This is a genomic window from Bittarella sp. HCP28S3_D9 (assembly GCF_052065655.1).
Taxonomy (GTDB): Bacteria; Bacillota; Clostridia; order Oscillospirales; family Ruminococcaceae; genus Bittarella; species Bittarella massiliensis.
In genome coordinates, this window is the sequence record NZ_JBQHTP010000016.1 from 17,626 (window position 1) to 40,960 (window position 23,335).

The window sequence follows — 23,335 nt, forward strand, 5'->3', positions numbered from 1 at the left end:
TAAAGGCGGTATCGCCGAGTCGAAACCGCCTTTTTTCCTATTGTCCCTCCCTGCCCAGGAAGGCCGCGCCGATGATCCCGGCGTCGTTCCCCAAGGCCGCGGGGAGGACGCGAGTGTTCTGGGGGGAGTGGCGGGACATCACCACCCGCAGCGCCCGCTCCCGGATGGGGCCCACCAGCCGCTCCCCCTCCCGGGAGATGCCGCCGCCGATGGCGATCACCTCGGGCTGAAGGAGGTTGATGACATTGGCCACCCCGCAGGCAAAGTCGTCTATATAGCGCTCGAGCACCGCCTGGGCCGCCGCGTCGCCCCGGTCGGCCGCCTGAAAGGCCGTCCGCCCCGAGACCCTGTCCAGCCCGCCACAAAGCTGCCAGAGGAGGGAATCCGGCGCCCCCTCCATGGCTTCGCGGGTGGTCTGGATGAGGCCGGTGGCGGAGCAGTAGGCCTCCATGCAGCCCTCTCTGCCGCAGGTGCAACGCCTCCCCCCGACGCGGATGACCATGTGCCCCAGCTCGGCCCCACCGTAGCGAAAGCCCGACCAGATCTTCCCGCCCAGGATGATCCCCCCGCCGATGCCGGTGCCGATGGTGATCATCACCAGGCTGTCGGCATCCCGGCCCACCCCGGCCAAAAACTCGCCGTAGGCGGCGGCGTTGGCGTCGTTGTCCACGTAGACCGGTTTGCCGGTGAGCGCCTGCAGCAGTTGCCGCACCGGCACCCCCTGAAAGCCCAGATTGGCCGCCAGCTCCACCTGGCCGGCCGCCTTGTCGATCACCCCGGGGGAGCCCACGCCGATCCAGTCGATCGCCCCCTCCGCGAGGCCGGCCGCCGCCACCGCCTGGCGGTAGACGGCCGCCATGTCGGCGCAGATCTCCTCCGCCGGGCGAGGCGCCCTCGTCTTGGTCTCCGCCTTGGCGAGGATTTGGTAGTGCTCATCCACCACCCCCGCCACAATGTTGGTCCCTCCCAGATCGATCCCCACATAGTAGGCCATGTCGCTTCCGTCCTTTCCCCGGGGCCGTCGTCGACCCCGCTCTCTCCCCTTCCCCCTGCCCGACGGCAGAGAAAGGGCGCGCCGCAGAGGATTCCCGCGACGCCTCTTTTCCCTCTATTATAGAGAAAAACGCGCCCCGCCACAACCGGCTGTCGGCGCGTTTTTCATAAACTGCCAGCCCGGCAGTCAGATTTTCTTGATGAGGGCCATATAGCCGTCCTCTACAGTGGGCTCAGCCGGCCGCCCCTCTTTTACTGGGGTGGGGGCCAAAACCCGGAGCAGGGTCCCCTCCTCCCCTTCCAGCCGCTTTTCCACAAAGCTGCCCGCCGGCAGCTGCGCCGCCTCGGGGAGTAAAAACACCTTCCCGCGGGCCTTTTCCCGCACCTCGGCGTCGGTGCCGGAGGCGATGATTTCACCGCCGTCCATCACCAGGATGTGGTCGCACACAGCCTCCACGTCCTCCACAATGTGGGTGGAAATCAGGATGGTCCGCCCGTCCTTGATGGAGGAGACGATATTTTTGAAGCGCATCCGCTCCTCCGGGTCGAGACCGGCAGTGGGTTCGTCAAAGAGGATCACATCTGGCTCCCCCAACACCGCCTGGGCAATTCCCAACCGTCGGATCATCCCGCCCGAAAGGGCCCCCACCCGGTCCCCTGCCCGCTCGGTGAGGTTGACCACCTCCAGGCTCTTTTCAATGGCCGCCCGCTGCCCCTCTCGGGGGATATTTTTGAGGGTGGCGAAATACTCCAGCATGTTGTAGACCTTCAGCTCTTTGAAGAGGCCGAACTTCTGGGGCAGATAGCCGATGCGACCGGCAATGCCACCGTCCTTTGCCACATCTTTGCCGTCAAAGAGGATCTGCCCGCCCTGCAGGCCGTAGAGGCCGACAACACAGCGCATCAGGGTGGTTTTCCCGCGCCGTTGGGGCCCAAGAGGCCGTAAACCCCCTCGCCGATCTCGCAGGAGACCTCCCGCAAAACCTGTCTTTTTCGGAAATTTTTGCAGACGCCGCACAGCTGCAGCATATCTATCCCCCCTAAAAGGTGATTGGAGCGGGCGACAAGTCTCACAAGTGCCTTTCCTTTGGCTTTATCATACCACTTCAGCGGGCAGGCGGGCGGCGAACAGCCCCAATTCTCCCATTTGACGGTTTTGATGGGAAGCGATTGGCGCTTTTTCCCAAGAAAAAGGGAGCAAGAGAGAGCGCCTGGGGCATTTCTGTCCCAGGCGCTCTCTCTTGCAGTCTTATACCAAACCGCGGCGTCTCTACTGAAAGCGCGATCGGTCTGGAACTCCAGTATAGCCTTCTCCATTCATTTCTGTCAATCATTTTTCATAAAAAACAGGGAAAAATGAAAATTTTGACCAAAAACGGTTAGACAGTCTCACATTTTGACCCTTTTCCAATGTCTTTTTGCCCTAGTTCACACCATTTTAACAAAATGCGGTCGCTGGGATCACACGGGGCGTCGACCGGCGTTCACAGGCCAATTGGGTTAAAAAGGGAAGCTTTTGCCGCACAGACCGGCAGCGGACGACAGCAAAAGGGCCGTCGGCACCTCGCCCCCCGGCACTGCAACACGCAAACACGGCGACGCAGCGACCGCACTCGCAGCCACTGTGTCGCCGTGTTTCACTGTGCCTATGTCGGCAATGAGGTAGGGCCGAACAGAGCAAATGGTCTGGGAGACCGGGGAGGGCCCGTCAGCTGAGGAGGGCGCCCCCCTCGGCAGACAGCTCCTCAAAAAAGCCGTTGACCTGCTCCAGCAGCCGGGTAAAGGCAGGCAGGTCGCTGGGTTCCAACCCCTGGGTGACCCGCGCCACCAGCCGCTGGTGAAACTCGCTGTGCAGCCGGCAGACCTCCCTCCCGGCGTCGGTGAGGGAGATATTGACCACCCGCCGGTCGACGCCGTCGCGCGCTTTGACCGCCAGCCCCTTGCGGCAGAGCCGCTCCGCCGAGGCGGTGAGGGTGGGGAGGGTGACCCCCAGGCTCTCGGCCACGTCCCCCATCCGCCGCGACCCCTCGGGCCCGATCTGGTCGAGGATGTGGATCTCGGTGATGGTCACCCGCCGGTCCTTGAGGGCGCTGTGGACAAACCCCTCCTCCACCGAGAGGATATTTTGAAAGATGGCGGTCAAAAAGTGGTTGATCTGCTGGGAACAGGGCACCCGCTCCCCTCCTCTCTCTGTTGGGTGTGGCCGTTTTAGGCCTGCTCGTCGAGAAACTTCTGCACGTCGGCCGCAGTCTGCAGATTTTTCACCTTCATCTCCCGGCTGATGCGGCGGCCGTTGCCGGTGAGCACCTTGCCGGGGCCGCACTCGGCCCCCAGCAGGTGGCCGTCGCGCACCAGGTTCTCCACCGTCTTGACCCACTGCACCGGGCCCTTCATCTGCTGGGCCAGATGGGCGCGCAGGTCAGCGCCGGCGGGGATGGGCTCCCCGGTGCCGTTGGCGTAGACCGGCAGGGCCGGGTCGGTGAAGGCAAACCCCTCCAGCTCGGCGTAGAGGGCGTCGGAGGCGGGCTCCATGTACCGGGTGTGGAAGGCCCCGCTGACCTTGAGGGGCACCGTGCGGGAGGCCCCCGCCTCGGCACAGCGGGCGCAGGCCGCCTCCACCGCCGCCGGGTCGCCGGCAATCACTGTCTGCGCCGGGGAGTTGAAGTTCACCGGCAGCACATACCCCTCGATCTGCCGGCAGCAGTCGGCGATCTGTTCGGGGGTCAGCCCCATGACAGCGACCATGGCGCCGCCCTGGGCGGCAGCCGCCTCCCCCATCAGGCGGCCGCGGGCGGCCACCAGGGCAAAGCCCTGTTCCAGGGTGCAGGCCCCGGCGGCGCAGAGGGCGCTGCACTCGCCCAGGGAGAAGCCGGCCGCCGCCTCAAAGGCGACCCCTCTCGCCCGCAGCACCTCGGTCACCGCCATCGAGTGGGCGAAGATGGCGAGCTGGGCGTTCTCGGTCTTGGCCAGGGTGGCCTCGTTCCCCTCGAAGCAGAGGGCGGCCAGGTCGCGGCCGGTGACCTGGCTGCCCAGGTCAAAGACCGCCTTTGCCTCGGGGTAGGCCTGGCAGAGGTCCTGCCCCATGCCAGTGAATTGGGCGCCCTGTCCGGGGAACAGCAGGGTGATTTGACTCATCGTTCATTCCTCCTATTATAAAAGGGGAGCCGGCGCTGCGACCGGCCGGCCCGCCTTTCCCCACAGCCCCCTGCAGAGGGCGGCAACAAGGCCCTTTTGGCAGCGGGGATCGGGAAAAAGTTGACAAACACTGTGGCCCCCATTATAATGAAAAACAATTAGTTTGTCAATCGAAGCATTTTTCGCGCCGCCGCGGTTGCCGGGAAATGTAAATTTTTTTTGCATCTTTTCGCGCAACCGGTACTGCCTCTGCCAATTTTATGGTAGAATGAAAAGAGGTTTTGCCGCCGGGAATCGCCCGGGGCGGCCCCGTTTCCCACCGCCAGTCGGCGGGGCGGGTGGACAAACCGATCATCCAGAAGAAACGAGGGTTTTGAGAATGGAACACGAGAATAAGCGCCCCCTGGCGCTGGTCACCGGCGGCTCCCGCGGAATCGGCGCCGCCATCTGCAAGCGGCTGGCGAAAGAGGGGTTTGACCTCATCATCAACAGCATCTCCCAGGAGGAGCTGGACCTGCCGGTCTCCCGGGAGACCATTGAGGCCTGCGAGGCGGCGGGCGCAAAGGTCGTCGCCAAGCCCTGGGACGTCTCCGACTACGGCGCCTGTGAGCAGGCGGTGGAGGAGATCACCGCCGAGCACGGGCCGGTGGCGGTGCTGGTCAACAACGCCGGCATCACCAAGGACGGGCTGCTGCTGCGGATGAAGCCGGAGCAGTTCTCGGCCGTCCTCAACGTCAACCTCTACTCGGCCTTTTACATGAGCAAACTCTGCGCCAAGGGGATGACCCGGGCCCGCCGGGGGAAGATCGTCAACATCTCCTCGGTGGCCGGGGTGTACGGCAACGCCGGCCAGGCCAACTACGCCTCCTCCAAGGCGGGGCTCATCGGCCTGACCAAGACCATCTCCAAGGAGCTGGGCAGCCGGAACATCACCTGCAACGCGGTGGCCCCTGGCTTCATCGAGACCGCCATGACCCAGACCCTGCCCGAAAAGGTGGTGGAGGGGGCCAAAGCCTCCATCTCCCTGGGGCGCTTTGGCACCGTGGAGGACATTGCCGGGGCGGTGGCCTTTCTCTGCTCCCCCTCGGCCGACTACATCACCGGCCAGGTTCTCATCGTAGACGGCGGGCTGGCCATGTAGCCCCCATCCAGACAGAAAAGACGGAGGATTTGTATGAACCGCGTAGTGATCACCGGCATGGGGGCCATCACCCCCATCGGCAACGACATCGAGACCTTTTGGAAAAACCTGATTGCCGGCAAAAACGGCATCGGCAAGATCACCCATTTTGACACCGAGGGGTTCAAGGCCACCCTGGCCGCCGAGGTCAAGGATTTTGAGCCCACCGACTACATCGAGAAAAAAGAGGCCCGGAAGATGGACCGGTTCTGCCAGTTCGCGCTGGCAGCCGCCTGCCAGGCCATGGAGCAGAGCGGCATCACCCCCGAGAACACCGACCCCTACCGCTTCGGCACCATCGTGGGCTCGGGCATCGGCGGGATGGAGACCTTCTGCGAGGAGTTCGAGAAGTACTTTACCAAGGGCCCCGGCCGGGTCTCCCCCTTCTTCATCCCCACCATGATCTCCAACATGGCGGCGGCCCGCATCTCCATGCGCTTTGGGGCCAAGGGCGACAGCTACTGCCCGGTGACCGCCTGTTCCAGCGGGGCCCACGCCATCGGCGAGGCCTTCCGCCTGATCCGCCACGGCTACGCCGACTGCATGGTGGCCGGCGGGGCCGAGGCCTGCATCGTCCCCCTGGCCATCGCCGGGTTCTCCAACATGCACGCCCTCAACACCTCCGAGGACCCCGACGCCGCCTCGGTCCCCTTTGACGCCCGCCGCGCCGGGTTCGTCATGGGCGAGGGAGCCGGCATCCTGGTGCTGGAGAGCGAGGAGCACGCCAAGGCCCGGGGTGCCGAGATCCTCGGGGAGCTGGCCGGCTACGGCGCCTCTTCCGACGCCTACCACATCACTAGCCCCGACCCCTCGGGCGAGGCGGCCTGCCGCGCCATGCAGCTGGCCATGGCGGACGCCGGGGTCACCCCCGAGCAGGTGGACTACCTCAACGCCCACGGCACCGCCACCCCCATCAACGACGCCTTTGAGACAAACGCCGTCAAGCTGGCCTTCGGCGAGGCGGCGAAGGGGCTGCACATCTCCTCGACCAAGTCGATGACCGGCCACCTGCTGGGGGCCGCCGGCGGGGTGGAGGCTCTGGTCTGCGCCCTGGCGGTGCGCGACGGGGTGATCCCCCCCACCATCAACTACCGGGAGCCCGACCCCGAATGCGACCTGGACTACACCCCCAACGAGGCCCTGCACACCCCGGTGGAGGTGGCCCTGACCAACTCGCTGGGCTTTGGCGGCCACAACGCCACCATCGTCGTCCGGGCCTACCGGTAAAATTGTACCCCTAAAAAAGAGCGGGGCTGTCCCGCAGAGTTCGGCGCGGGGAAGCGTCTGGCCTCCCCCCTCGCGCGCCCCTTTTGGAAAGGTTGGAAACGCCATGGATATTCGCGAAGCGCAAAGCGCAGCCAGCGAGCTGCTTTCTCAGGCCAAGGCCCAGGGGGCCACGGCCGTAGAACTGCACCTGGGAGAGTTCTCCTTCAAGGCGGAGTTTGCCCCGCCGGTCTTTGCCGTCCCCGCGGCGGCCGCTGCCCCCGCCCCTCTGGCGGCCCCGCAACCCGCCCCCGCAGCCGAGGAACCCGCTGCCCCTGCCATTGAGGGGACGCCGGTCCCCTCCCCCATCGTGGGCACCTATTACAGCTCCCCCTCCCCCGAAGACGAGCCCTTCGTCACCGTGGGGCAGGAGGTGAAAAAGGGCGATGTCCTCTGCATCGTCGAGGCCATGAAGATGCTCAACGAGATCCAGAGCCCCTGCGACGGCAAGGTGGCCCGCATCTACCTGCAAAACGGCGAGCTGGTGGAGTACGGCCAGACGGTGATGGTCATTCAGTAAGACCTGGCAAATTTTCGCGGGGCCCCGGCGGGGGCCCCGCCTTGAGGAGAGGAAGCGGACAATATGAGCGATGTGTTGCTGACAAAAGAGCAGATCCAGGAGATCATCCCCCACCGGAACACCATGCTGCTGATCGACGAGATCACCGAGCTCGAGCCCGGGGTGCGGGCCGTCGGGCGGATGCACCTGAGCGGCGACGAGGTGTTCTTTGACGGGCACTTCCCCGGCTATCCCATCCTGCCCGGGGTCTTTACCATGGAGGCGCTGGCCCAGACCGGGGCGGTGGCCATCCTCTCCCTGCCCGAGTACAAGGGGAAGATCGGCCTCTTCGGCGGGCTGGACAAGGTGCGCTTTAAGGAGCCGGTCCGCCCCGGGGACACCCTGGAGCTGTCGGTGGAGATCATCAAGCGCCGGGGGCCCATCGGCATCGGCAAAGGGGTGGCCTACGTCAACGGCAAAAAGGCCGCCTCGGGCGAATTGACCTTTGCCATCCAGTAGCAAAAACGCCTTCGCCAAGCCATTTGATTCGAGCGCAATGGAGGTCTCTCGTTATGTTTTCTAAAATTCTCATCGCCAACCGGGGCGAAATTGCGGTGCGGATCATCCGCGCCTGCCGGGACATGGGCATCACCAGCGTGGCGGTCTACTCCACCGCCGACCGGGAAGCCCTGCACACCCAGCTGGCCGACGAGGCCATCTGCATCGGCGGGCCGCTGGCCAAGGACAGCTATCTCAACATCCGCAACCTGCTGGGGGCGGCCGAGGCCAGCGGGGCCGAGGCCATCCACCCCGGGTTCGGCTTCCTCTCGGAAAACCCCGACTTCGCCAAGGCCTGCGAGGACTGCGGCATCGCCTTTATCGGCCCCTCCAGCAAGACCATCTCCCTGCTGGGGGACAAGGTGGCCGCCCGCCAGACTGCCCGGGAGGCCGGGGTCCCGGTGACCCCCGGCTCCGACGGGGCGGTGGGCGAATACCGGGAGGTGGAGAGGATCGCCCGGGAAATCGGCTTCCCGGTGATGCTCAAAGCCGCCTCCGGCGGGGGCGGCAAGGGCATCCGCAAGGTGGATGAGCCGGAGGAGCTGAAAAACGCCTTTATGGAGGCCGCCGCCGAGGCCGCCGCCAGCTTTGGCGACGGACGGGTCTACATCGAGAAGTTCGTGGCCGACCCCCGGCACATCGAGTTTCAGATCTTGGCCGATGCGTTCGGCAACACGGTGCACCTCTTTGAGCGGGAGTGCTCGATCCAGCGCCGCCACCAGAAGCTGGTGGAGGAGGCCCCCTCCTCCCTGCTGACCCCCGAAAAGCGCGCTGAGATGGGCGCCGCCGCCGTGGCGGTGGCCAAGCAGGCGGGGTACCGGGGGGCCGGCACGGTGGAGTTTTTGGTGGACGGGCAGGGGGATTACTACTTCTGCGAGATGAACGCCCGCATCCAGGTGGAGCACCCGGTCACCGAGCTGGTCTGCAGCCTCGACCTCATCGAGCAGCAGATCCGCATCGCCGCCGGGGAGGCGCTGGGCTTTGCCCAAAAAGACCTCACCCTGCACGGCCACGCCATCGAGTGCCGCATCAACGCCGAGGACCCCTACCACAACTTCGCCCCCCGCCCCGGCACGGTGGAGGGGCTGCACGTCCCCGGCGGGCCGGGGGTGCGGGTGGACTCGGCCATCTACCAGGGCTACACCATCCCCCCCTACTACGACAGCATGCTCTCCAAGCTGATCGTCTGGGGGGAGAGCCGGGAGCAGGCCCTGGCGCGGATGAAGCGCGCCCTGGCTGAATACCTCTTTGACGGGGTCATCACCAACATCGACCTCTCCATGGCCATCATCAGTTCCGAGGCCTTTACCACCGGCAACTTCGACACCAACTTTTTGGAAAAGAGCGACCTCCTGGCCCAGTTTTCGCGCCAGGGAGAGGGGGAATAGACCGTGATCCTGGACATGTTCAAAAAGACCCGCACCGTCTCGCAGTTCCTCAAACCGCAAAAGGACGAGGGCGACCCCAAAGAGGTGGTGGTCTGCAAGCGCTGCAAAAAAGAAGTGCTGCGGCAAAATTACGCCAAGAATCTGTTTGTCTGCCCCCTCTGCGGCCACTGCAGCCGGGTCTCGGCCTACGACCGCATCGCCATGACCTGCGACGAGGGCAGCTTTCGCGAACTCGACCGCAAGCTGCGCAGCGGCAACCCCCTCAAGTTCAAGGGCTATCCCGAAAAGCTGGAAAACCTGCGCAGCGCCACCGGCCTGCAGGAGGCGGTAGTCACCGGGGTGGGGAAGATCGGCGGCCACCCCGCTGCCGTCGGGGTGATGGACAGCCATTTTCTCATGGCCTCCATGGGCAGCGTGGTGGGGGAGAAGCTGGCCCGCCTCTTTGAGTACGCGGCCCGAAAAAAGCTGCCGGTCGTCCTCTTCACCGCCTCCGGCGGGGCGCGGATGCACGAGGGCATCTACTCCCTGATGCAGATGGCCAAGGTCAGCGCCGCCGTGGGCCGCCACTCCCAGGAGGGACTGCTCTACGTGACCGTCCTCACCGACCCCACCACCGGCGGGGTCACCGCCAGCTTTGCCATGCAGGGCGACATCATCCTCGCCGAGCCCCGGGCCACCATCGGCTTTGCCGGGCGCCGGGTCATCGAGGGGACCATCGGCGAAAAGCTGCCCAGCGGCTTTCAGTCGGCAGAGTTTCTCTGCGAACACGGCTTTGTGGACCGGATCGTCCCCCGCCCTGAGATGCGGGAGACCCTGCAAAAGATCCTGGCCATTCACAGCAAGTAAGGAGGGCGCGCCATGGCACCGAAAACCGCCTACGAGCGGATGCAGCTCATCAAAAATATCCACCGCCCCAGCGTGGAGCAGTACGTCTCCGCCCTGGTGGAGGACTTTATCGAGTTTCACGGCGACCGCGCCTTTGGCGACGACGCGGCCATCTACGGCGGCATCGGCCTGCTGGACGGCCGGGCCGTGACGGTGGTGGGCCACCGCAAGGGCCACTCCACCGAGGAGAACATCCGCTACAACTTTGGGATGGCCCACCCCGAGGGGTACCGCAAGGCCATGCGGCTGTTTGACCAGGCCGAGAAGTTCGGGCGGCCGGTCCTCCTCTTCGTCGACACCCCTGGCGCCTTCTGCGGGGTCGGGGCCGAGGAGCGGGGCCAGGGCGAGGCCATCGCCCGCTCGATCCAAAAGCTGATGTTCCTCAAGGTGCCGGTCCTCACCGTCATCACCGGCGAGGGGGGCAGCGGCGGGGCCCTGGGTCTGGCGGTGGCCGACCGGGTCTACATGCTGGAGAACGCCGTCTACTCGGTCATTTCCCCCCGGGGGTTCGCCTCCATCCTCTGGAAGGACCCCTCCAGGGAGGAGCAGGCCGCCGAGCTGCTGAAGATGACCGCCCCCGACCTGCTGGGCTTCGGCATCATCGACGGCATCATCCCCGAGCCAAAGGGCGGGGCCCACACCGACCCGGCCAAGACCTGCATCGCCGTCAAGGAGGTGCTGGTGCGGGAGCTGGAGGCCCTCTGCACCCAGAACACCCGCACCCTGCTGGACAACCGGTACCAGAAGTACCGCAGCATGGGGGTCTACGGCGGCTGACAGGTGAAAAGCGATTCCCTTTTCGGGCGGCGGATCGAGTTCCGCCGCCTTTTTTCACAATTTGTGAAAAGCCGACTATTTTTGGATAATATCCGTTGTTTCGCAGCGCCAAACTTGCTATAATACAGACATATCGATTTTCAACTGAACAGATGGGCAAACCGGGCGAAAGGCCGGGACGCAAAGCCACGGGCCTACCTCCCCCACAGGGGACAGGGCAGCCGGCTGCACCTCCCCCCCTTCCGTTTCGCACTGCGCCCATTGGGCGGACCAGTCAAAACAGGAGGGGATTTTTGATGTTTCGACACGGCAAGCGGGGGATCGCCCTCCTCTGCGCCCTTTTCTGTGCACTGCTCTGCCTGAGCGGGCCCGGCGCGGCCCTGGCGGCACAGCCCCAGGCCACCGCCACCGTGCGGGTGGGCTTCCCCATCCTGCCCGGTTTTTCCGAGAAGACCGCGGACGGGGAGTACACCGGCTACACCTACGAGTACTTACAGGAAATCGCCAAATACACCGGCTGGGAGTACGAGTTTGTCGAGGTCGAGGGGGATATCGACACCTCCCTCACCAAGCTGCTCGACATGTTGGCAGCCGGCGAGATCGACTTGATGGGGGGAATGCTCCGCAGCGAGCAGACCGAGGCGCTCTACGACTTTCCCGAGTACAGCGCCGGCACCTCCTTTGCGGTGCTGACGGTGCGCGCCGACGACAGCCGCTTCAGCGAGAGCGACTACTCGGCCCTCTCCAATATCCGGGTGGGGGCCCAGGCTACCGCCAAGCGGCGCATCCAGCACTTTAAGAGCTTTTGCGCGGCCAACAGCATCGACGCCCAGGTGGTCACCTACCAGGGGGAAGAGACCTGGCTGCGGGCGCTGGAGAGCGGCGAGGTGGACGCCCTGTTGGAGGGGGACACCGCGGTGGACTCGGGGCGGCGGATCATCGCCCGTTTTGCCGAGAGCCCCCACTACTTTGCCACCACCAAGGGGAACACCGCCATCATCAGCGGCCTCAACACCGGCCTCGCCAAGATCCGCGAGGTGGACTTTCACTACGACACCCAGCTCTACGAGAAGTACTTTGGCGACAATGACGATCCGACCCTCTTTTTGAGCCAGGAGGAGCGGGACTACATCGCCTCCTGCGGCACCCTGCGGGCGGTCTACCCCGCCGGATGGGACCCCCTGCACCACCAGGAAAAGGGGGTGTTCACCGGGGTGAGCGCCACCCTGCTGGAACAGATCTGCCGCGAGACCGGCCTCTCCCTGGACTACCGCGAGGTGGGCAGCTACCAGGAGGGGGTGGAGATGGTCCAGTCGGGGGAGGCCGACATCCTCATCGGGGCGCCCCCAAACGCGGAGGCGGCCACCGAGGCCGGCCTCACCCTGACCCAGTCCTACCTGCCCCTGCAGCGCATTTTGGTGCGCGGCAACGCCACTGACCCCGGCAAGGAGAACCGGGCCGCCTGTCTGCGGGGCTACCCGGTGACCGACGAGCTGGCCGGACAGGAGCTGGTCTGGTACGACACCCCCGGGGCCTGCCTGCAGGCGGTGGAGCGGGGGGATGTCGACTCCTTTGTCACCAACTCCTACCTGTTGCAGCAGTACCTGCAAAACCGATCCTACAGAAACCTCGTTTACTCCCCCCTGGACGACTCCAGCGCCGGGCTCTGCCTGGCGCTGCGCCGCCCGGCGGACACCACCCTGCTCACCGTGCTCAGCAAGGCCATCGGCAGCATTTCCGAGCGGGAGCGGCAGGACGCCGTCTTTCAAAACACCCTCACCACCCAGCCGAAGATCAGCCTGATGGGGCTGCTCTACGCCTACCCCCTGCAATCGGTGCTGGCGGTCGTCGTCCTCTTCGCCGTGGTGCTGGGGCTGGTCATCTTCTTTGTGCGCACCAAAATCCGCCACCAGCAGCGGCTGGTGCTGGACGGACAGCGCTACCGCACCATCGCCGAGCTCAGCGACGAATTCCTCTTTGAATACGACGTGCGGGCCGACGCCCTCACCGTCTCCGACAAGTTCGCCAAGGCCTTTGGCTGCGACCTCGTCATCCCCCACTACCGGGAGCGGGCGAAGGAGCTCTTCCCCGAATTGGTGGGGTGGGATGAACAGGTGGCCAAACAGGCATTCGACCTCAACCAAAAATCGGTGCAGGCGGAGATCCGCTGCCCCCTGGCCGACGGCTCTTCCGCCTGGTTTTCCCTGCTGCGCATCTGCCTCTACGACGAGGAGGGACACCCCCTCTACTGCATCGGCAAGCTGCGCAACATCGAAAAGGAGCGGGCCGAGCGGGATTTCCTCCTCCACCGCTCCCAGACCGACGGACTCACCGGCCTCTACAACCGCAGCACCTGTGAAAGGGAGGTGCTGCGGCTGCTGGACGCCCTGCAGCCCGGCGAGACGGCGGCCTTTTTCCTGCTGGATCTGGACCGCTTCAAGTCGGTCAACGACCGATTTGGCCACCAGATGGGGGACGACATCCTCGTTGAGCTGGCCCGCTGCATGGAATCGTCCTTTGCCGGCGGGGTGCTGGGCCGGCTGGGGGGCGACGAGTTCATCGCCTGCCTGCCCGGGCAAAGCGCCGCCGCGGCCGCCCAGCTGGCCGAAGCCTTCTGCCGCCGGCTGGTAGAGCGCTGCGAAGACCGCCACGCGGGCATCAGCGCCAGCGTGGGCATTGCCATCGCCCGGCCGGGCGACACCTTTGAAGAGCTGTACCACCGCTCGGACAAGGCCCTCTACCAGGCCAAGGCGGAGGGGGGCAACACCTTCTCGCTGGACAGCTGATATCCCCCCTGTTCTAGACAACGAAGAAAAGAGCGCCACTCCCCCATCGGGAATGGCGCTCTTTTTTTGTACGCTCTATCGGCCGGGGTCCTCCTGGTCGAGAACCACCGAGAACTGAAAGAGGTCGGCCCGGTAGAGGGACTTGACCACCTCCAGCGGCTGGCCGGTGTTGTCGGAGGTGACCGACTTCACCAAAAAAGCGGGGGCCCCCACCTTCTGTTCCAGGAGCACCGCCTCCTCCGGGCCCAGAAGGGCGATCTCCAGCACCTCTTCCGAGTGGACGGGGTAGATGTTTTTCAGCTTTTTCAGATAGCCGTAGGAAAAGACGGTGGCGGGGTCGCACTCCATCTGTCCCTCAAACCGGCTGAAGCTGCGAAAGGTCTCGTTGAGGACAGCGGGGGTGTCGTCGGCATAGCGCACCCGGTAGAGGCGGATGGCCTTCTCCCCCTCCCCCAGGTGCAGGTTCTCCCGCACCCGGGCCGGGGGCTCGTCCACCACCTCGTAGGCGAGCACCTTGGTGGAGGGGTTTTTGTTGTTGCGCTCGAACATGTCGGTAAAGCTCTGGATCCCCTGCAGCCGGTTGTCGATTTTCTGGTTGTAGACAAAGGTGCCCTTGCCCTGGCGGCGGCGGGCATACCCCTCCTCCACCAGGTCGTTGAGGACTCGGCTGGCCGTGTTGCGGCTGACGCCGTACTCCTCCACCAGCTGGGCCTCGCTGGGGAGCTTGTCGCCATTTTTGTAGATGTCTGCATCGATCTTGTGGATGATGTCCTGTTTGATCTGGTTGTATAAAAAGCTCTTGGCCACCCGCTCTGCTCCTCTCCTGTCATCAGCGCCGCAGCGCACTACTCTATGCTATTTATTATACTCCATCTCTGCAACCGGTTGCCAGTCGTGTTTTCCCCATAGTTGACGGCAAAAGTTTGGCGCAATTGCCAGGGGCAAAAAAGCGGGCCGCCCCCCAAAAACGGTGCGGCCCCCCCCCCCCCCCCCCCCCCCCCCCCCCCCCCCCCCCCCCCCCCCCCCGCCGGATGCACACGGACGTCGCTACCAGAACAGCCAGCCGAAGATGCTGCCAAAGCCCGCCAAAAGGCCAAAGAGCACCGCGGTCAGCGGCGAGGCGGCGGCGAGGATGGTGAAGATCAGCGATCGGCTGGCCGCCGTGCGGGCCCCCGCCAGATCGCCCCGGCCCAGGGCGCCCTCGATTTGGGAGGCGTAGACGATCCCCCCAATGCCGATGAGGCCAAAGGGGAAACAGAAAAAGCAGCCCAGCAGGGTGGCAAGGATGGAGAACACCAGGTAGGTGGTGCCCGACGGCGCGCCGGGGTAGACCGGCCGCGGGGGTGGCACCGGAGCGGCGCCATAGGGCGGCGGAGGCGGCGGCAAGGGGGCGCCGCACCGCTGGCAAAAACAGCAGTCGTCCTCCCAATGGGTGCCGCAGTGGGGACAAATCTTCATCGCAGATCCCTCCTGTTTCACAGGGGGCCAAATCGCCCCCTTCTACCCCTTCAGGATACCGCAAAGCCGGTCGGGGCGCAACCGGCAAAAGGGCGCTAAAATGCGCACAAATTTCTTACAATTGCAAAGAGGGCCGCCGGGACGGCTTGTCTCGGCGGCCCTCCTTCACGTCTCAGAGGACCTTGCTCAAAAACTCCTTGGTGCGGGGATGTTTGGGCGCCTTGAAAATCTCTTCGGGGGTCGCCTCTTCGAGGATCTGCCCCTCGTCCAGGAAGATGACCCGGGTGGCCACCTCTCTGGCAAAGCCCATCTCGTGGGTGACCACCATCATGGTCATCCCCGATGTGGCCAGTTCCTTCATGACGTCCAGCACCTCGCCCACCATCTCGGGGTCGAGGGCGGAGGTGGGCTCGTCAAAGAGCATGATCTGCGGCTCCATGGCCAGGCTGCGGGCGATGGCCACCCGCTGCTTCTGCCCGCCGGAGAGGGAGTTGGGGTAGCTGTCGGCCTTGTCGGCCAGCCCGACGCGCTCCAGCAGCTCCCGCCCCTTGGCCTCGGCCTCCTCCTGGGTGCGACCCAGCACCTGCACCGGGGCCAGGGTGAGGTTTTTGAGGACGGTCATGTGGGGGAAGAGGTTGAAGTGCTGAAAGACAAAGCCCATCTTGGCGCGCTGTTTCTGCAGCTCTTTGGCACCCTTTTTGTCGCCGGTGTTGAGCACCTGGCCGTCGATGGTGATGGTGCCGCTCTCGGGCACCTCCAGCCCGTTGATGCACCGCAGCAAGGTCGATTTGCCGGAGCCCGAAGGGCCGATCAGGCAGATGATCTCCCCCTTCTCCACGTTCAGGTTGGCGTCTTTCACCGCCTGCAGGGAGCCAAAGCTCTTGTTGATGTGTTCGAGTTTAATCACTTTCAGCCAACTTCCTTTCAATCTTCTTGCCAAAGTGGGAGATGGTCAGGGTCAAAGTCAGGTAGACCACACAGGCCAGCGCCAGGGGGAGGATGAAGTTGTAGTACCGGGCGCCCAGCACCTTGGCGCTCTGGGTCAACTCCACCGCGCCGATGGTGGAAATCAGGGAGGAGTCCTTGATGAGGGTGACAAACTCGCTGACCAGGGGCGGCACGATCCGCTTAAAGGCCTGGGGGAGGATGATGTGGCGCATCATCCCGGTGTAGCTCAGCCCCAGGGCCTGGGCGGCCTCCCACTGGCCCCGGTCGACGGCCATGATGGCCGAGCGGATGAGCTCACAGGAGTAGGCGCCGCTGTTGATGCCCATGGCGATGATGCCGATGGCGTAGGGATCGATGTTCACGGCCGAGCCGGTGATCGCCTTGCAGACGACGGGGAAACCCAAGAACCAGAAGAGGATCTGCACCAGCATGGGGGTGCCGCGGATGAATTCCACATAGACCGTGGAGATGGCCCGCAGGATCTTGCTCTTGGAGATGCGGGCCGCCGCCGCCAGAATTCCCAGCACCGTGCCGGCCAGCAGGGCGCAGACGGCGATGATGATGGACCAGCCGGCGGAGCGGGCCATAAACAGCAGATTGTCTGCCGTAAAAATCTTTTGGACAATATCCATAATCAGAACAATCCTTTACTCAAGTAGTCGGCGGCGGACGCCCCGAGACGGCGAGAGGACAGGCCCGGGGGCCTGCCTCCACTGTTCGCCGGGGGACACGGGGCCCTCCCGCTTTAAAAGTTCACTTCTCGCGGGGCGGGGCGCTTAGCCCTCGATCTCCCACTTGTCTTTGAGCTGCTGGGGCGCATCGGAAGCCAGGAACTGGGCGATGGCGCTGTTGATCTCTTTGAGCAGCTCGTTGTTGCCGTTTTTGACGATGATCTGGTTCTCCTCTTTCACCAGGGGGTCGCCGAGGATCTCCAAGTTGCTGTTGGCAGCCACATAGTTCTTGGCCACCTGGCCGTCGCAGACCACCGCGTCCAGGGCGCCGGTCTTCAGGGCCTCAAACATGACGGTGTAGTCGCCAGGGCTGGAGACTTTGGCGTCTTTGATGTTCTCCTCGGCGGCCTTGGCGCCGGTGGTCTCGGTGCCGGCGCCGATCTTCTTGCCGGTCAGGTCTTCCAGGTTCTTGTAGCCGGACTCCTTGCTGACCACCACCAGCTGCTCGCTGGTCAGGTAGGTGTCGCTGAAGAGGCAGTCGCGCTCGGGGTCGTAGGTGAAGGCGGAGATACCCACGTCGATCTGCCCGGCCTGCAGGGCGGTGATGATGCTGTGGAAGTCCATGTTCTTGAACTCCAGCTCGATGGGCTGGCCGTCTTTGCCCATGTACTTGGCCAGTTCGTTTGCCATGTCCACGTCAAAGCCCTCGACCTTGCCGTCGTTGCCCAGGGACTCGTAGGGCGGGTAGTCGGCGGAGATGCCCACCACCAGTTTGCCGGGGGTCATGACCTCTTTGTCGTAGGCTTTGCCGGTGCCCTCGGTCTTTTTGCCGCCGCAGCCGGCCAGGGACAGGGCGCCGATGCTCAGCGCCAGGGTGGTCGCCAGAACTTTCTTGATTGCGTTCATCTTTTGTTTCTCCTCTCAATGTGCGCCGGGCTTTTCTCTCCCCGGCTCTTTACAGAAATGGGATCGCGGCTTACAGGGTGACGATGCAGAAGCCGTCAAAGGTGTACTTTTTCAGGTGGTTTTCATCCTCCTGGTAGGGCAGGTCGCCGGTCTCGATGGCGGCAAAGGCGTCGGCCACCTGGCCGAGGGTCTTGCCCTCTCTCATGGGCTCGTTGTGGGAGCAGATGAGGGTGTAGTCGCCGTACTTGGCAGCCACCTCCTCCATGGTCTTTTTATAGGTGTCGATGACCGATTTGAGCCCGTCGTGGGAATCCAGGTGAGCGTAGAGGGTGGCGGGGTAGAAGGTGTCGCCGGTGAAGAGCAGCTTGTTTGCGTCGTCGGCGAGCATGATGCTGTCGGGCGAGTGCCCGGGGGTGTTGAAGGCGGTGAGCACCCGGCCGCCCAGGTCAAACTGGTGCCCGTTCTCGATGGGCACGTAGTTGCAGGGCTTGATGGCGTACTCCTCGGGGACGAAGTCGGCGGGGTAGGGGATCCAGTTGGAACCGGGTTTCAAGTTGTCCTCCACCTCCTGGTGGGTGAGCCCCTCTTTCATCCGTCTGATGGCGCCGGGGTGGTTGTAGATGTGCACCTTTTCAAACATCCAGTTGCAGCCGATGTGGTCGAAGTGGCTGTGGGTGTTGACCACCACCAGCGGCTTGTCGGTGAGGAAGTCCACCACCTTTTTGATGTTGCCCATCCCCATGCCGGTATCGATGAGGAGGGCTTTCTCACCGCCCAGGACCAGGTAGGAGATGACCTCCTGGAAGTGGCCCGGCTCGTAGATGGCGTAGACGTCGTGAGGCAATCTGTAGACCGAGAACCAGGGGTCGGGCTGCTCGACTGCTTCCAGGGTCGCGTACTGGGGTCTGGGCAGCGCCTCGTACCAGGCATCTGGCTGAACGGCGTCGGCAATCTTTTCGGGCATGAGAAATTCCTCCTTGTGTGTTTTGGGGTGCTGCCCCCCTGTTCGGGGGAGTGCATGTATAATTATACGCAAGCATTGCCCGTTTGTCTACCCCTTTTTCCCTCCTTTCCCGCCCATTATTCGCAATTAAATGCCTGTTGTTTTGTGCGAAACGGCAAAAATATAAATTCATACAGCATAATATTCATTTTTAATGCATTCTCTGTATATTTTCGCCCCCGCAAAAAGGGCGGCCAATCGGGGCAGACTTGTGGTAGAATAAAGTCAAACAGCCCACTCTGCAGAGTCGGGCGGCTACAGAGGAGGGCGACGGCATGCGGGGACTGGTGCTGTCCGGCGGCGGGGCCAGGGGGGCCTATGAGATCGGGGTATACCGGGCCCTGGCCGAGGAAGGGGAGCTCACCTTCGGGGTGGTGACTGGCACCTCGGTGGGGGCGCTCAATGCCGCCCTCATCGCCCAGGGCGACCTGGACCGAGCGGAGGCCCTCTGGCGGCAGATCACCACCGAGGCGGTGCTGCAGTTGGACGCGGCGTCCCTGGGCGCCCTTCCGCCTGCCGAGGCGGTGACCACCGCGGTGGGGTTTGTCAGCCAATACCTGCAAAACGGCGGCGTCGACACCTCTCCCCTCAAGACCCTGCTGGAGGGCTGCATCGACGAGGGGCGGGTGCGCCGCTCCCCCACCGAGCTGGGGCTGGTGACGGTGGAGTACCCCACCCTCAAGCCCTGCACCCTGCTCTGCCGCGATATCCCCGCGGGCAGGCTCATCGACTACCTAATGGCGTCCAGCTCCCTCTTCCCCGCCCTGCAGCGGTGGGAAATCGACGGCAAATTCTACATGGACGGGGGCTACTACGACAACCTGCCGGTGGAGCTGGCCAGCCGCTGCGGGGCCGACGAGATCTGGGCGGTGGACCTGCACGCCCCCGGCGTCAAGCGGCCGGGCAGTCTCAAGCGCGCCCGGGTCATCGACTGCTACTGGGACCTGGGGCCGGTGCTCGACTTCTCCCCACGGCAGGCCCGCCACAACCTGGCGGTGGGGGCCCAGGACGGGCGGAAGGCCCTGGGGCTGCGCGACGGGTTTGCCTACACCTTTGCCCGGGGGGAGGGGGACGCCCTCCTCCCCCTGCTGCGCATCACCCGGGCCGAGTTGGAGGCGCTGCTGGGCGGCCTCTCCCCCCTGACCCGCATCGGCCTGCAGCGCGCGGTACGCACCCTCTTTCGCCCCTACGGCTACCGGTTGCGCAGCTACGAGGACATGGCCCTGCGCTGCGCCGAGGTGGCGGGGGAGCTCTTCTCCGTCCCCCACACCCCCACCTACACCGCCGCCGGCTTTCTGCACTCCCTGCGGGCGCGCAGGGCGGTCTGGACCAGGCGGAAAAAGCGCTCCCTCTCCCAGGAGGCGGCGCTGCGGATGGCGGGGGAGCTGCGCAACCCCCTGGACATCGCCAAGCTGGGGACAGTGATCCCCAAGGAGGCCATTGCCGCCGCCTTTCTCTACGTTCTCGACCGGGCGGACCAGCAGAGATGAGCACCAAAAAGCCCTCTGCCGATCGGCAGAGGGCTTTTCTCTATAAATGTCGCTAGTCGACTTCGCCGACGGGATCGCCGTGGACGACGACCTGTTTTTCCAGCAAGTCGGTGCGCATGTGCAGCTGGAACTGATCCTGCACCTGTAAGCTGTAGGCGACCCGATTTCCCTCGGCGGTAAAGGAGATCCGGTCCATCCGCACCCCCAGCGCGTCCAGTTGGTCCAGTATCCCCCGCACGGCGGTGGCAAAGGCCAGCTTGTCGGCAAACTCGCCCTGCAATCTCAGGTCCAGGTGCACGCTGTCCAGGTCGCCCAGATCGCCGGCGGAAAACTCCTCCCCCACCTGGGGGTCGCGGATGTCCACCCAGACGCTCATCCCGGCAATCTGCGTGTCGCCCTTCAACTGCTCGTACAGCTGGTCTTCCAGCTGGCGCTCCACCCGCCGCTCGGCCATCGCCCGCTGGGGGGTGTAGTAATCCAGCAGGGGGGTGGCGGCCGCCGCCCCCACCCCTGCCAATGTCAGCATGAGGCAGAGAAAGCCGCTGAGAAAGTCGTACTTGAACCGCTCTCCCCGCAAAATCACGTGGGAGGCGATGATTTCCAGCCCCAGGGCCACCAGCAGCAGCGGCGCCCAGCGCAGGGCGCTCAACAGCTGGAAATTGGGGATCACCAGGTTGAGGATGGCCAGGGCGCCGGCGTAGATAAGGGCCAGCCCCAGGCTGAAGGTGCCCACCCGGCGCCGCTTGTCGCGGGGTGGGACCGGGTAGACCGGCACCTGTCCCACAGGCGCGCCCGGGCCCTGCCAGGGGCCGCCATTGGGAGGCGGGGTCTGGCCGCCGGGCACAGGGCCCGACTGGGGATCGCCGGCCCCCTCCTGCCGGGGAGCGCCCGCGGCAAAGGGCCCCTCTCTGCGCTCGTCGCGGGGGGTGTTACTCTCCGTCATGCTCGCTCTCCTCCTCTCCTTGGTAGGGGACAAAGGGGATCTCCTTCTCCCGCTTGTTCCGGCCGATCACCAGATAGAACCCCAAGGCGATGACCGCCAGCGCCACCACCAGGGTGGGCAGGCTGTTGACAACGTCCCAGAACAGCCCCGAGTGGGCCAGGACCCGCCGCAGGTAGGGCATCAGCAGATTGTCCAGCAGCACATACAGCCCCAAGGCGATGCAGCCCAGGCCGACCCAAATCTGGGTCTTGCCGCCCAGCCGCTTTTTCAACCCCTCCATGTCGCTGGGCTTCCAGAGGAAGTCGTCGCAGGCGCGGCGGTACTGCAGGGCGTCGTAGGGAAGGCTGCCCAGATTCATGGCGTCGAAGAAGGCGTAGAACCAAATCACCGGGATGGCAAAGAGGAAGAGCCCGATGTTCAGCCACCCCGCAACGGCGATGGCTCCAAAGAAGAGGGCCATCAGCGAGACGCCGCGGCGCATCAGCCCCAGATACATCTGTCCCGCGCCGGGGAGGAGGGACCAGAAGAAGGTCAAAAATTTACTCTTTCTCATTTTGAAATACCTCTCTCAAATCAAATCGGTTCATCAGGTCGCCGGTCTTCTGGCTCACCTGATCCACAAAGGCCGCGGTCTGCCGGGCCAGGGAGGGGGTGTCCTCCCCCTCGGTGCGGGACCAAAAGCTGCCGGTAAAGACCCCCGACACCCAAAAGACAATGGCCAGACAGGCGGCCACTGCCATGGTGCCCCACTGGCGCAGCCGGAGGCGGCGCTCCCGCCGGCGCAGGGCCTCCATCACCCGGGGGGCGACCGGCTCCCGCGGGGTCAGCAGCACGTCGGGGGAGAGCAGCGCACTGTAGGCGGCCACACAGCGGTCGCAGCTGGCCAGGTGCTCGGCCACTTCAAGGCGGCTCTCTTCAGACAGGCCGCCGGCCTGCAAGGCCGCAAGGGCCTGGCCGGTCAGGTGTCCATCTCGGTCAAACAGCGTCATCTTCCCTCTCCCCTTCCAGTTGTTTTTTCAGCCGTTCTCGCCCTCTGGCCAGCTGGGTCTGCACCGTTTTGAGGGGGCGGCCCAGGGTGACGGCGATCTCGGTGGCGGTCCTCTCCTCTAGTAGGGAGAGGGCCAGCACGCTGCGGTAGGGCTCTTTCAGCCCCTCGATGGCGGCAGCCACCCGCTCCCGCGACTCCTGCTCTATGTACTGCTGATCCGGCGGCGGGGATGGGTCGGCCACCGCCGCGGCCAGCGCCCCCTCGCCGTCGAGCTGGGTGCGGCGGCGGTAGCTGCTCTTTAAAAAGTCCTTGGCCTTGTTGGCCGCCACCCGGCAGAGCCAGGGGCGGATATGTTTGCCCTCGCAGTTGTCGACAAAGCGATAGGCCGCCAAAAAGGTCTCCTGGGTCAGGTTCTGCGCTTCCTGGTAATCCTCCACCAGCTGGTAGCAGACGGTGAATACCAGGTTTTGGTATTGCTTCATCAGCTCTTCAAACTCGCTCTCCCGCATCCCTGGCATTCCCTCCTTTCAGGCGGCTCTGTCTATAAAACGATCGAGGGCCGCCCCTGTCTTCAACTTTCGCAAAATTTTTTTATTTTTTGTGCGCGGATCCCTAAAAATGGGCTTCTGTCGGATGGCAGCGCGCCGCCGCGGGTCCTCCCGCTTTGACAAGCGTTCCCCCGCCCTCCCTTCCCGGAGCGGCAATTGGAGGACCGGTCGGAAAGGGGGAGAAGCTAGCCGGGGGGGAAACGAGAGGGGACGGCAATTGGGAAAACAAGGCTCTAGTGGGAAGAGCTGGTGGCCAAAAACCACCAGGAAAGACAAATCCCACAGCCGGAGAAATAAAAACTCAACCGAAGATGCACGAGTGTTGACCGAAAAGGGAAAAAGCCGATTGGGGGAAGCGAATCCCTGCCAGAGAGGGTAAACTTTAAATAGGAAGGGTGAACGCCCAGACAGGGGGCGAAGCCTGGCCAGAGGGGACGGATCCCAGCCGAGATGGGCGAAGCCCAGCTGGAAAAGGCGATCCCTCTAGCTGGGGAAACGAGCGTTCAACCGAAGAGGTAAGAGGTTTGACCGAGGAGAGCAAAGGCCGACTGGGGAATATGAGGTCCTGCCGGAGAAGAGAGACCTCAACCAGAAAGGGCCAAAGTTCAAATGAGAGAACGAGGCCCGGTCGAAAAGTGCCCAAACCTGGCTGGGAGAATGGGGTCCAATCCGAGATAAACAGTGGTCCAGACAAAAGCCGAAATCTAGCCAGAAAGGGCCAGGCCCAATCAAAAAGGGGAGAAGGCCCTGTCCGGGGAGAACAGCGCTCTTTTCCCCACTCAAAGCCCCGACAGACGGGTTTGCCGTATCTCCCTCGCTCTTCCAGCAGCCGCCCCCCTTTTGAAGCTCTCCCGCCGGGCGGACACAGCGCCACAGATGGGCAGGGCGAACAGCGAACGGCGAACGGCGCCCCCAC

Annotated in this window: 24 protein-coding genes and 1 riboswitch; of the genes, 9 read left to right on the plus strand and 15 right to left on the minus strand. The window is 64.3% G+C overall.

Annotated features, from left to right (window positions below; all coding sequences use genetic code 11):
• Nucleotides 1-37: 37 nt before the first annotated feature.
• From ACTNAU_RS09270 to fabD, 5 genes are all read right to left on the minus strand, one after another.
• A complete protein-coding gene (locus ACTNAU_RS09270; protein WP_441098240.1) occupies nucleotides 38-994 on the minus strand; it encodes an ROK family protein in 957 nt (318 codons plus the stop codon).
• Between the two features lie 186 nt (nucleotides 995-1,180).
• Nucleotides 1,181-1,897 (minus strand): ATP-binding cassette domain-containing protein, encoded by a 717-nt coding sequence (locus ACTNAU_RS09275; protein ID WP_441098242.1) that lies wholly within the window; start codon nucleotides 1,895-1,897, stop codon nucleotides 1,181-1,183.
• On the minus strand, nucleotides 1,897-2,310 hold the full coding sequence (locus tag ACTNAU_RS09280) for a hypothetical protein (RefSeq protein ID WP_441098244.1): 414 nt from the start codon (nucleotides 2,308-2,310) through the stop codon (nucleotides 1,897-1,899). Before ACTNAU_RS09280 ends, ACTNAU_RS09275 begins: the two co-directional genes overlap by 1 nt.
• Nucleotides 2,311-2,701: 391 nt before the next feature.
• Nucleotides 2,702-3,166 carry a MarR family winged helix-turn-helix transcriptional regulator gene (locus ACTNAU_RS09285; protein ID WP_185915982.1) on the minus strand — a complete coding sequence of 155 codons (465 nt, stop codon included), beginning with the start codon at nucleotides 3,164-3,166 and terminating at the stop codon, nucleotides 2,702-2,704.
• A 35-nt stretch (nucleotides 3,167-3,201) separates the two neighbouring features.
• Nucleotides 3,202-4,128 (minus strand): ACP S-malonyltransferase, encoded by a 927-nt coding sequence (fabD, locus tag ACTNAU_RS09290; RefSeq protein WP_441098245.1) that lies wholly within the window; start codon nucleotides 4,126-4,128, stop codon nucleotides 3,202-3,204.
• Nucleotides 4,129-4,507: 379 nt separating this feature from the next.
• Between fabD and fabG the strand changes: the two genes are divergently transcribed.
• From fabG to ACTNAU_RS09330, 8 genes are all read left to right on the plus strand, one after another.
• Nucleotides 4,508-5,269, plus strand: coding sequence for a 3-oxoacyl-[acyl-carrier-protein] reductase (fabG, locus tag ACTNAU_RS09295; protein WP_021658349.1), 762 nt, complete (start codon nucleotides 4,508-4,510; stop codon nucleotides 5,267-5,269).
• 33 nt (nucleotides 5,270-5,302) lie between these two features.
• Nucleotides 5,303-6,535, plus strand: coding sequence for a beta-ketoacyl-ACP synthase II (gene fabF / locus ACTNAU_RS09300; RefSeq protein WP_185915984.1), 1,233 nt, complete (start codon nucleotides 5,303-5,305; stop codon nucleotides 6,533-6,535).
• 103 nt (nucleotides 6,536-6,638) lie between these two features.
• On the plus strand, nucleotides 6,639-7,091 hold the full coding sequence (accB, locus tag ACTNAU_RS09305; protein ID WP_185915985.1) for an acetyl-CoA carboxylase biotin carboxyl carrier protein: 453 nt from the start codon (nucleotides 6,639-6,641) through the stop codon (nucleotides 7,089-7,091).
• A 63-nt stretch (nucleotides 7,092-7,154) separates the two neighbouring features.
• Nucleotides 7,155-7,589 (plus strand): 3-hydroxyacyl-ACP dehydratase FabZ, encoded by a 435-nt coding sequence (gene fabZ / locus ACTNAU_RS09310; protein ID WP_021658226.1) that lies wholly within the window; start codon nucleotides 7,155-7,157, stop codon nucleotides 7,587-7,589.
• Between the two features lie 53 nt (nucleotides 7,590-7,642).
• Nucleotides 7,643-9,016, plus strand: coding sequence for an acetyl-CoA carboxylase biotin carboxylase subunit (gene accC, locus ACTNAU_RS09315; protein WP_441098247.1), 1,374 nt, complete (start codon nucleotides 7,643-7,645; stop codon nucleotides 9,014-9,016).
• A gap of 3 nt (nucleotides 9,017-9,019) precedes the next feature.
• Nucleotides 9,020-9,862 (plus strand): acetyl-CoA carboxylase, carboxyltransferase subunit beta, encoded by an 843-nt coding sequence (gene accD, locus ACTNAU_RS09320; RefSeq protein WP_256136168.1) that lies wholly within the window; start codon nucleotides 9,020-9,022, stop codon nucleotides 9,860-9,862.
• Between the two features lie 12 nt (nucleotides 9,863-9,874).
• Entirely contained in the window at nucleotides 9,875-10,678 is an 804-nt protein-coding gene (locus ACTNAU_RS09325; protein ID WP_216400932.1) for an acetyl-CoA carboxylase carboxyltransferase subunit alpha, read from the plus strand.
• Nucleotides 10,679-10,823: 145 nt separating this feature from the next.
• A riboswitch (cyclic di-GMP riboswitch) is annotated at nucleotides 10,824-10,911 on the plus strand.
• Between the two features lie 63 nt (nucleotides 10,912-10,974).
• Nucleotides 10,975-13,464 carry a diguanylate cyclase domain-containing protein gene (locus ACTNAU_RS09330; RefSeq protein ID WP_441098248.1) on the plus strand — a complete coding sequence of 830 codons (2,490 nt, stop codon included), beginning with the start codon at nucleotides 10,975-10,977 and terminating at the stop codon, nucleotides 13,462-13,464.
• A 75-nt stretch (nucleotides 13,465-13,539) separates the two neighbouring features.
• On the opposite strand, the gene ACTNAU_RS09335 is transcribed toward ACTNAU_RS09330, so the two are convergent.
• The 6 genes from ACTNAU_RS09335 to ACTNAU_RS09360 form a co-directional block, all read right to left on the minus strand.
• Nucleotides 13,540-14,271: a GntR family transcriptional regulator gene (locus tag ACTNAU_RS09335; RefSeq protein WP_216400930.1), complete on the minus strand. Its 732-nt coding sequence runs from the start codon at nucleotides 14,269-14,271 to the stop codon at nucleotides 13,540-13,542.
• Nucleotides 14,272-14,511: 240 nt separating this feature from the next.
• Nucleotides 14,512-14,922, minus strand: a complete 411-nt coding sequence (locus ACTNAU_RS09340) for a CD225/dispanin family protein (protein ID WP_441098250.1) — start codon at nucleotides 14,920-14,922, stop codon at nucleotides 14,512-14,514.
• Between the two features lie 172 nt (nucleotides 14,923-15,094).
• Complete coding sequence (locus ACTNAU_RS09345) at nucleotides 15,095-15,829, minus strand: amino acid ABC transporter ATP-binding protein (RefSeq protein WP_185915991.1); 735 nt, start codon at nucleotides 15,827-15,829, stop codon at nucleotides 15,095-15,097.
• Nucleotides 15,822-16,502, minus strand: a complete 681-nt coding sequence (locus ACTNAU_RS09350) for an amino acid ABC transporter permease (protein WP_185915992.1) — start codon at nucleotides 16,500-16,502, stop codon at nucleotides 15,822-15,824. The genes ACTNAU_RS09345 and ACTNAU_RS09350 overlap by 8 nt, the downstream gene beginning before the upstream one ends.
• Before the next feature lie 144 nt (nucleotides 16,503-16,646).
• Complete coding sequence (locus ACTNAU_RS09355; protein WP_441098251.1) at nucleotides 16,647-17,447, minus strand: transporter substrate-binding domain-containing protein; 801 nt, start codon at nucleotides 17,445-17,447, stop codon at nucleotides 16,647-16,649.
• Nucleotides 17,448-17,517: 70 nt separating this feature from the next.
• Nucleotides 17,518-18,411: an MBL fold metallo-hydrolase gene (locus ACTNAU_RS09360; protein ID WP_185915994.1), complete on the minus strand. Its 894-nt coding sequence runs from the start codon at nucleotides 18,409-18,411 to the stop codon at nucleotides 17,518-17,520.
• 314 nt (nucleotides 18,412-18,725) lie between these two features.
• Between ACTNAU_RS09360 and ACTNAU_RS09365 the strand changes: the two genes are divergently transcribed.
• Nucleotides 18,726-19,940, plus strand: coding sequence for a patatin-like phospholipase family protein (locus ACTNAU_RS09365; RefSeq protein WP_441098252.1), 1,215 nt, complete (start codon nucleotides 18,726-18,728; stop codon nucleotides 19,938-19,940).
• 52 nt (nucleotides 19,941-19,992) lie between these two features.
• Here ACTNAU_RS09365 and ACTNAU_RS09370 read toward each other — a convergent pair whose 3' ends face one another.
• Genes ACTNAU_RS09370 through ACTNAU_RS09385 form a run of 4 tightly spaced genes read right to left on the minus strand, consistent with a single transcriptional unit; the run spans nucleotide 19,993 to nucleotide 22,380 of the window.
• Nucleotides 19,993-20,883 carry a hypothetical protein gene (locus ACTNAU_RS09370; RefSeq protein ID WP_441098254.1) on the minus strand — a complete coding sequence of 297 codons (891 nt, stop codon included), beginning with the start codon at nucleotides 20,881-20,883 and terminating at the stop codon, nucleotides 19,993-19,995.
• Complete coding sequence (locus ACTNAU_RS09375; protein WP_185915997.1) at nucleotides 20,870-21,436, minus strand: hypothetical protein; 567 nt, start codon at nucleotides 21,434-21,436, stop codon at nucleotides 20,870-20,872. Before ACTNAU_RS09375 ends, ACTNAU_RS09370 begins: the two co-directional genes overlap by 14 nt.
• Nucleotides 21,423-21,872, minus strand: coding sequence for a zf-HC2 domain-containing protein (locus ACTNAU_RS09380; protein ID WP_441098255.1), 450 nt, complete (start codon nucleotides 21,870-21,872; stop codon nucleotides 21,423-21,425). The genes ACTNAU_RS09375 and ACTNAU_RS09380 overlap by 14 nt, the downstream gene beginning before the upstream one ends.
• Nucleotides 21,859-22,380 carry an RNA polymerase sigma factor gene (locus ACTNAU_RS09385; protein WP_185915999.1) on the minus strand — a complete coding sequence of 174 codons (522 nt, stop codon included), beginning with the start codon at nucleotides 22,378-22,380 and terminating at the stop codon, nucleotides 21,859-21,861. Before ACTNAU_RS09385 ends, ACTNAU_RS09380 begins: the two co-directional genes overlap by 14 nt.
• Nucleotides 22,381-23,335: the final 955 nt, after the last annotated feature.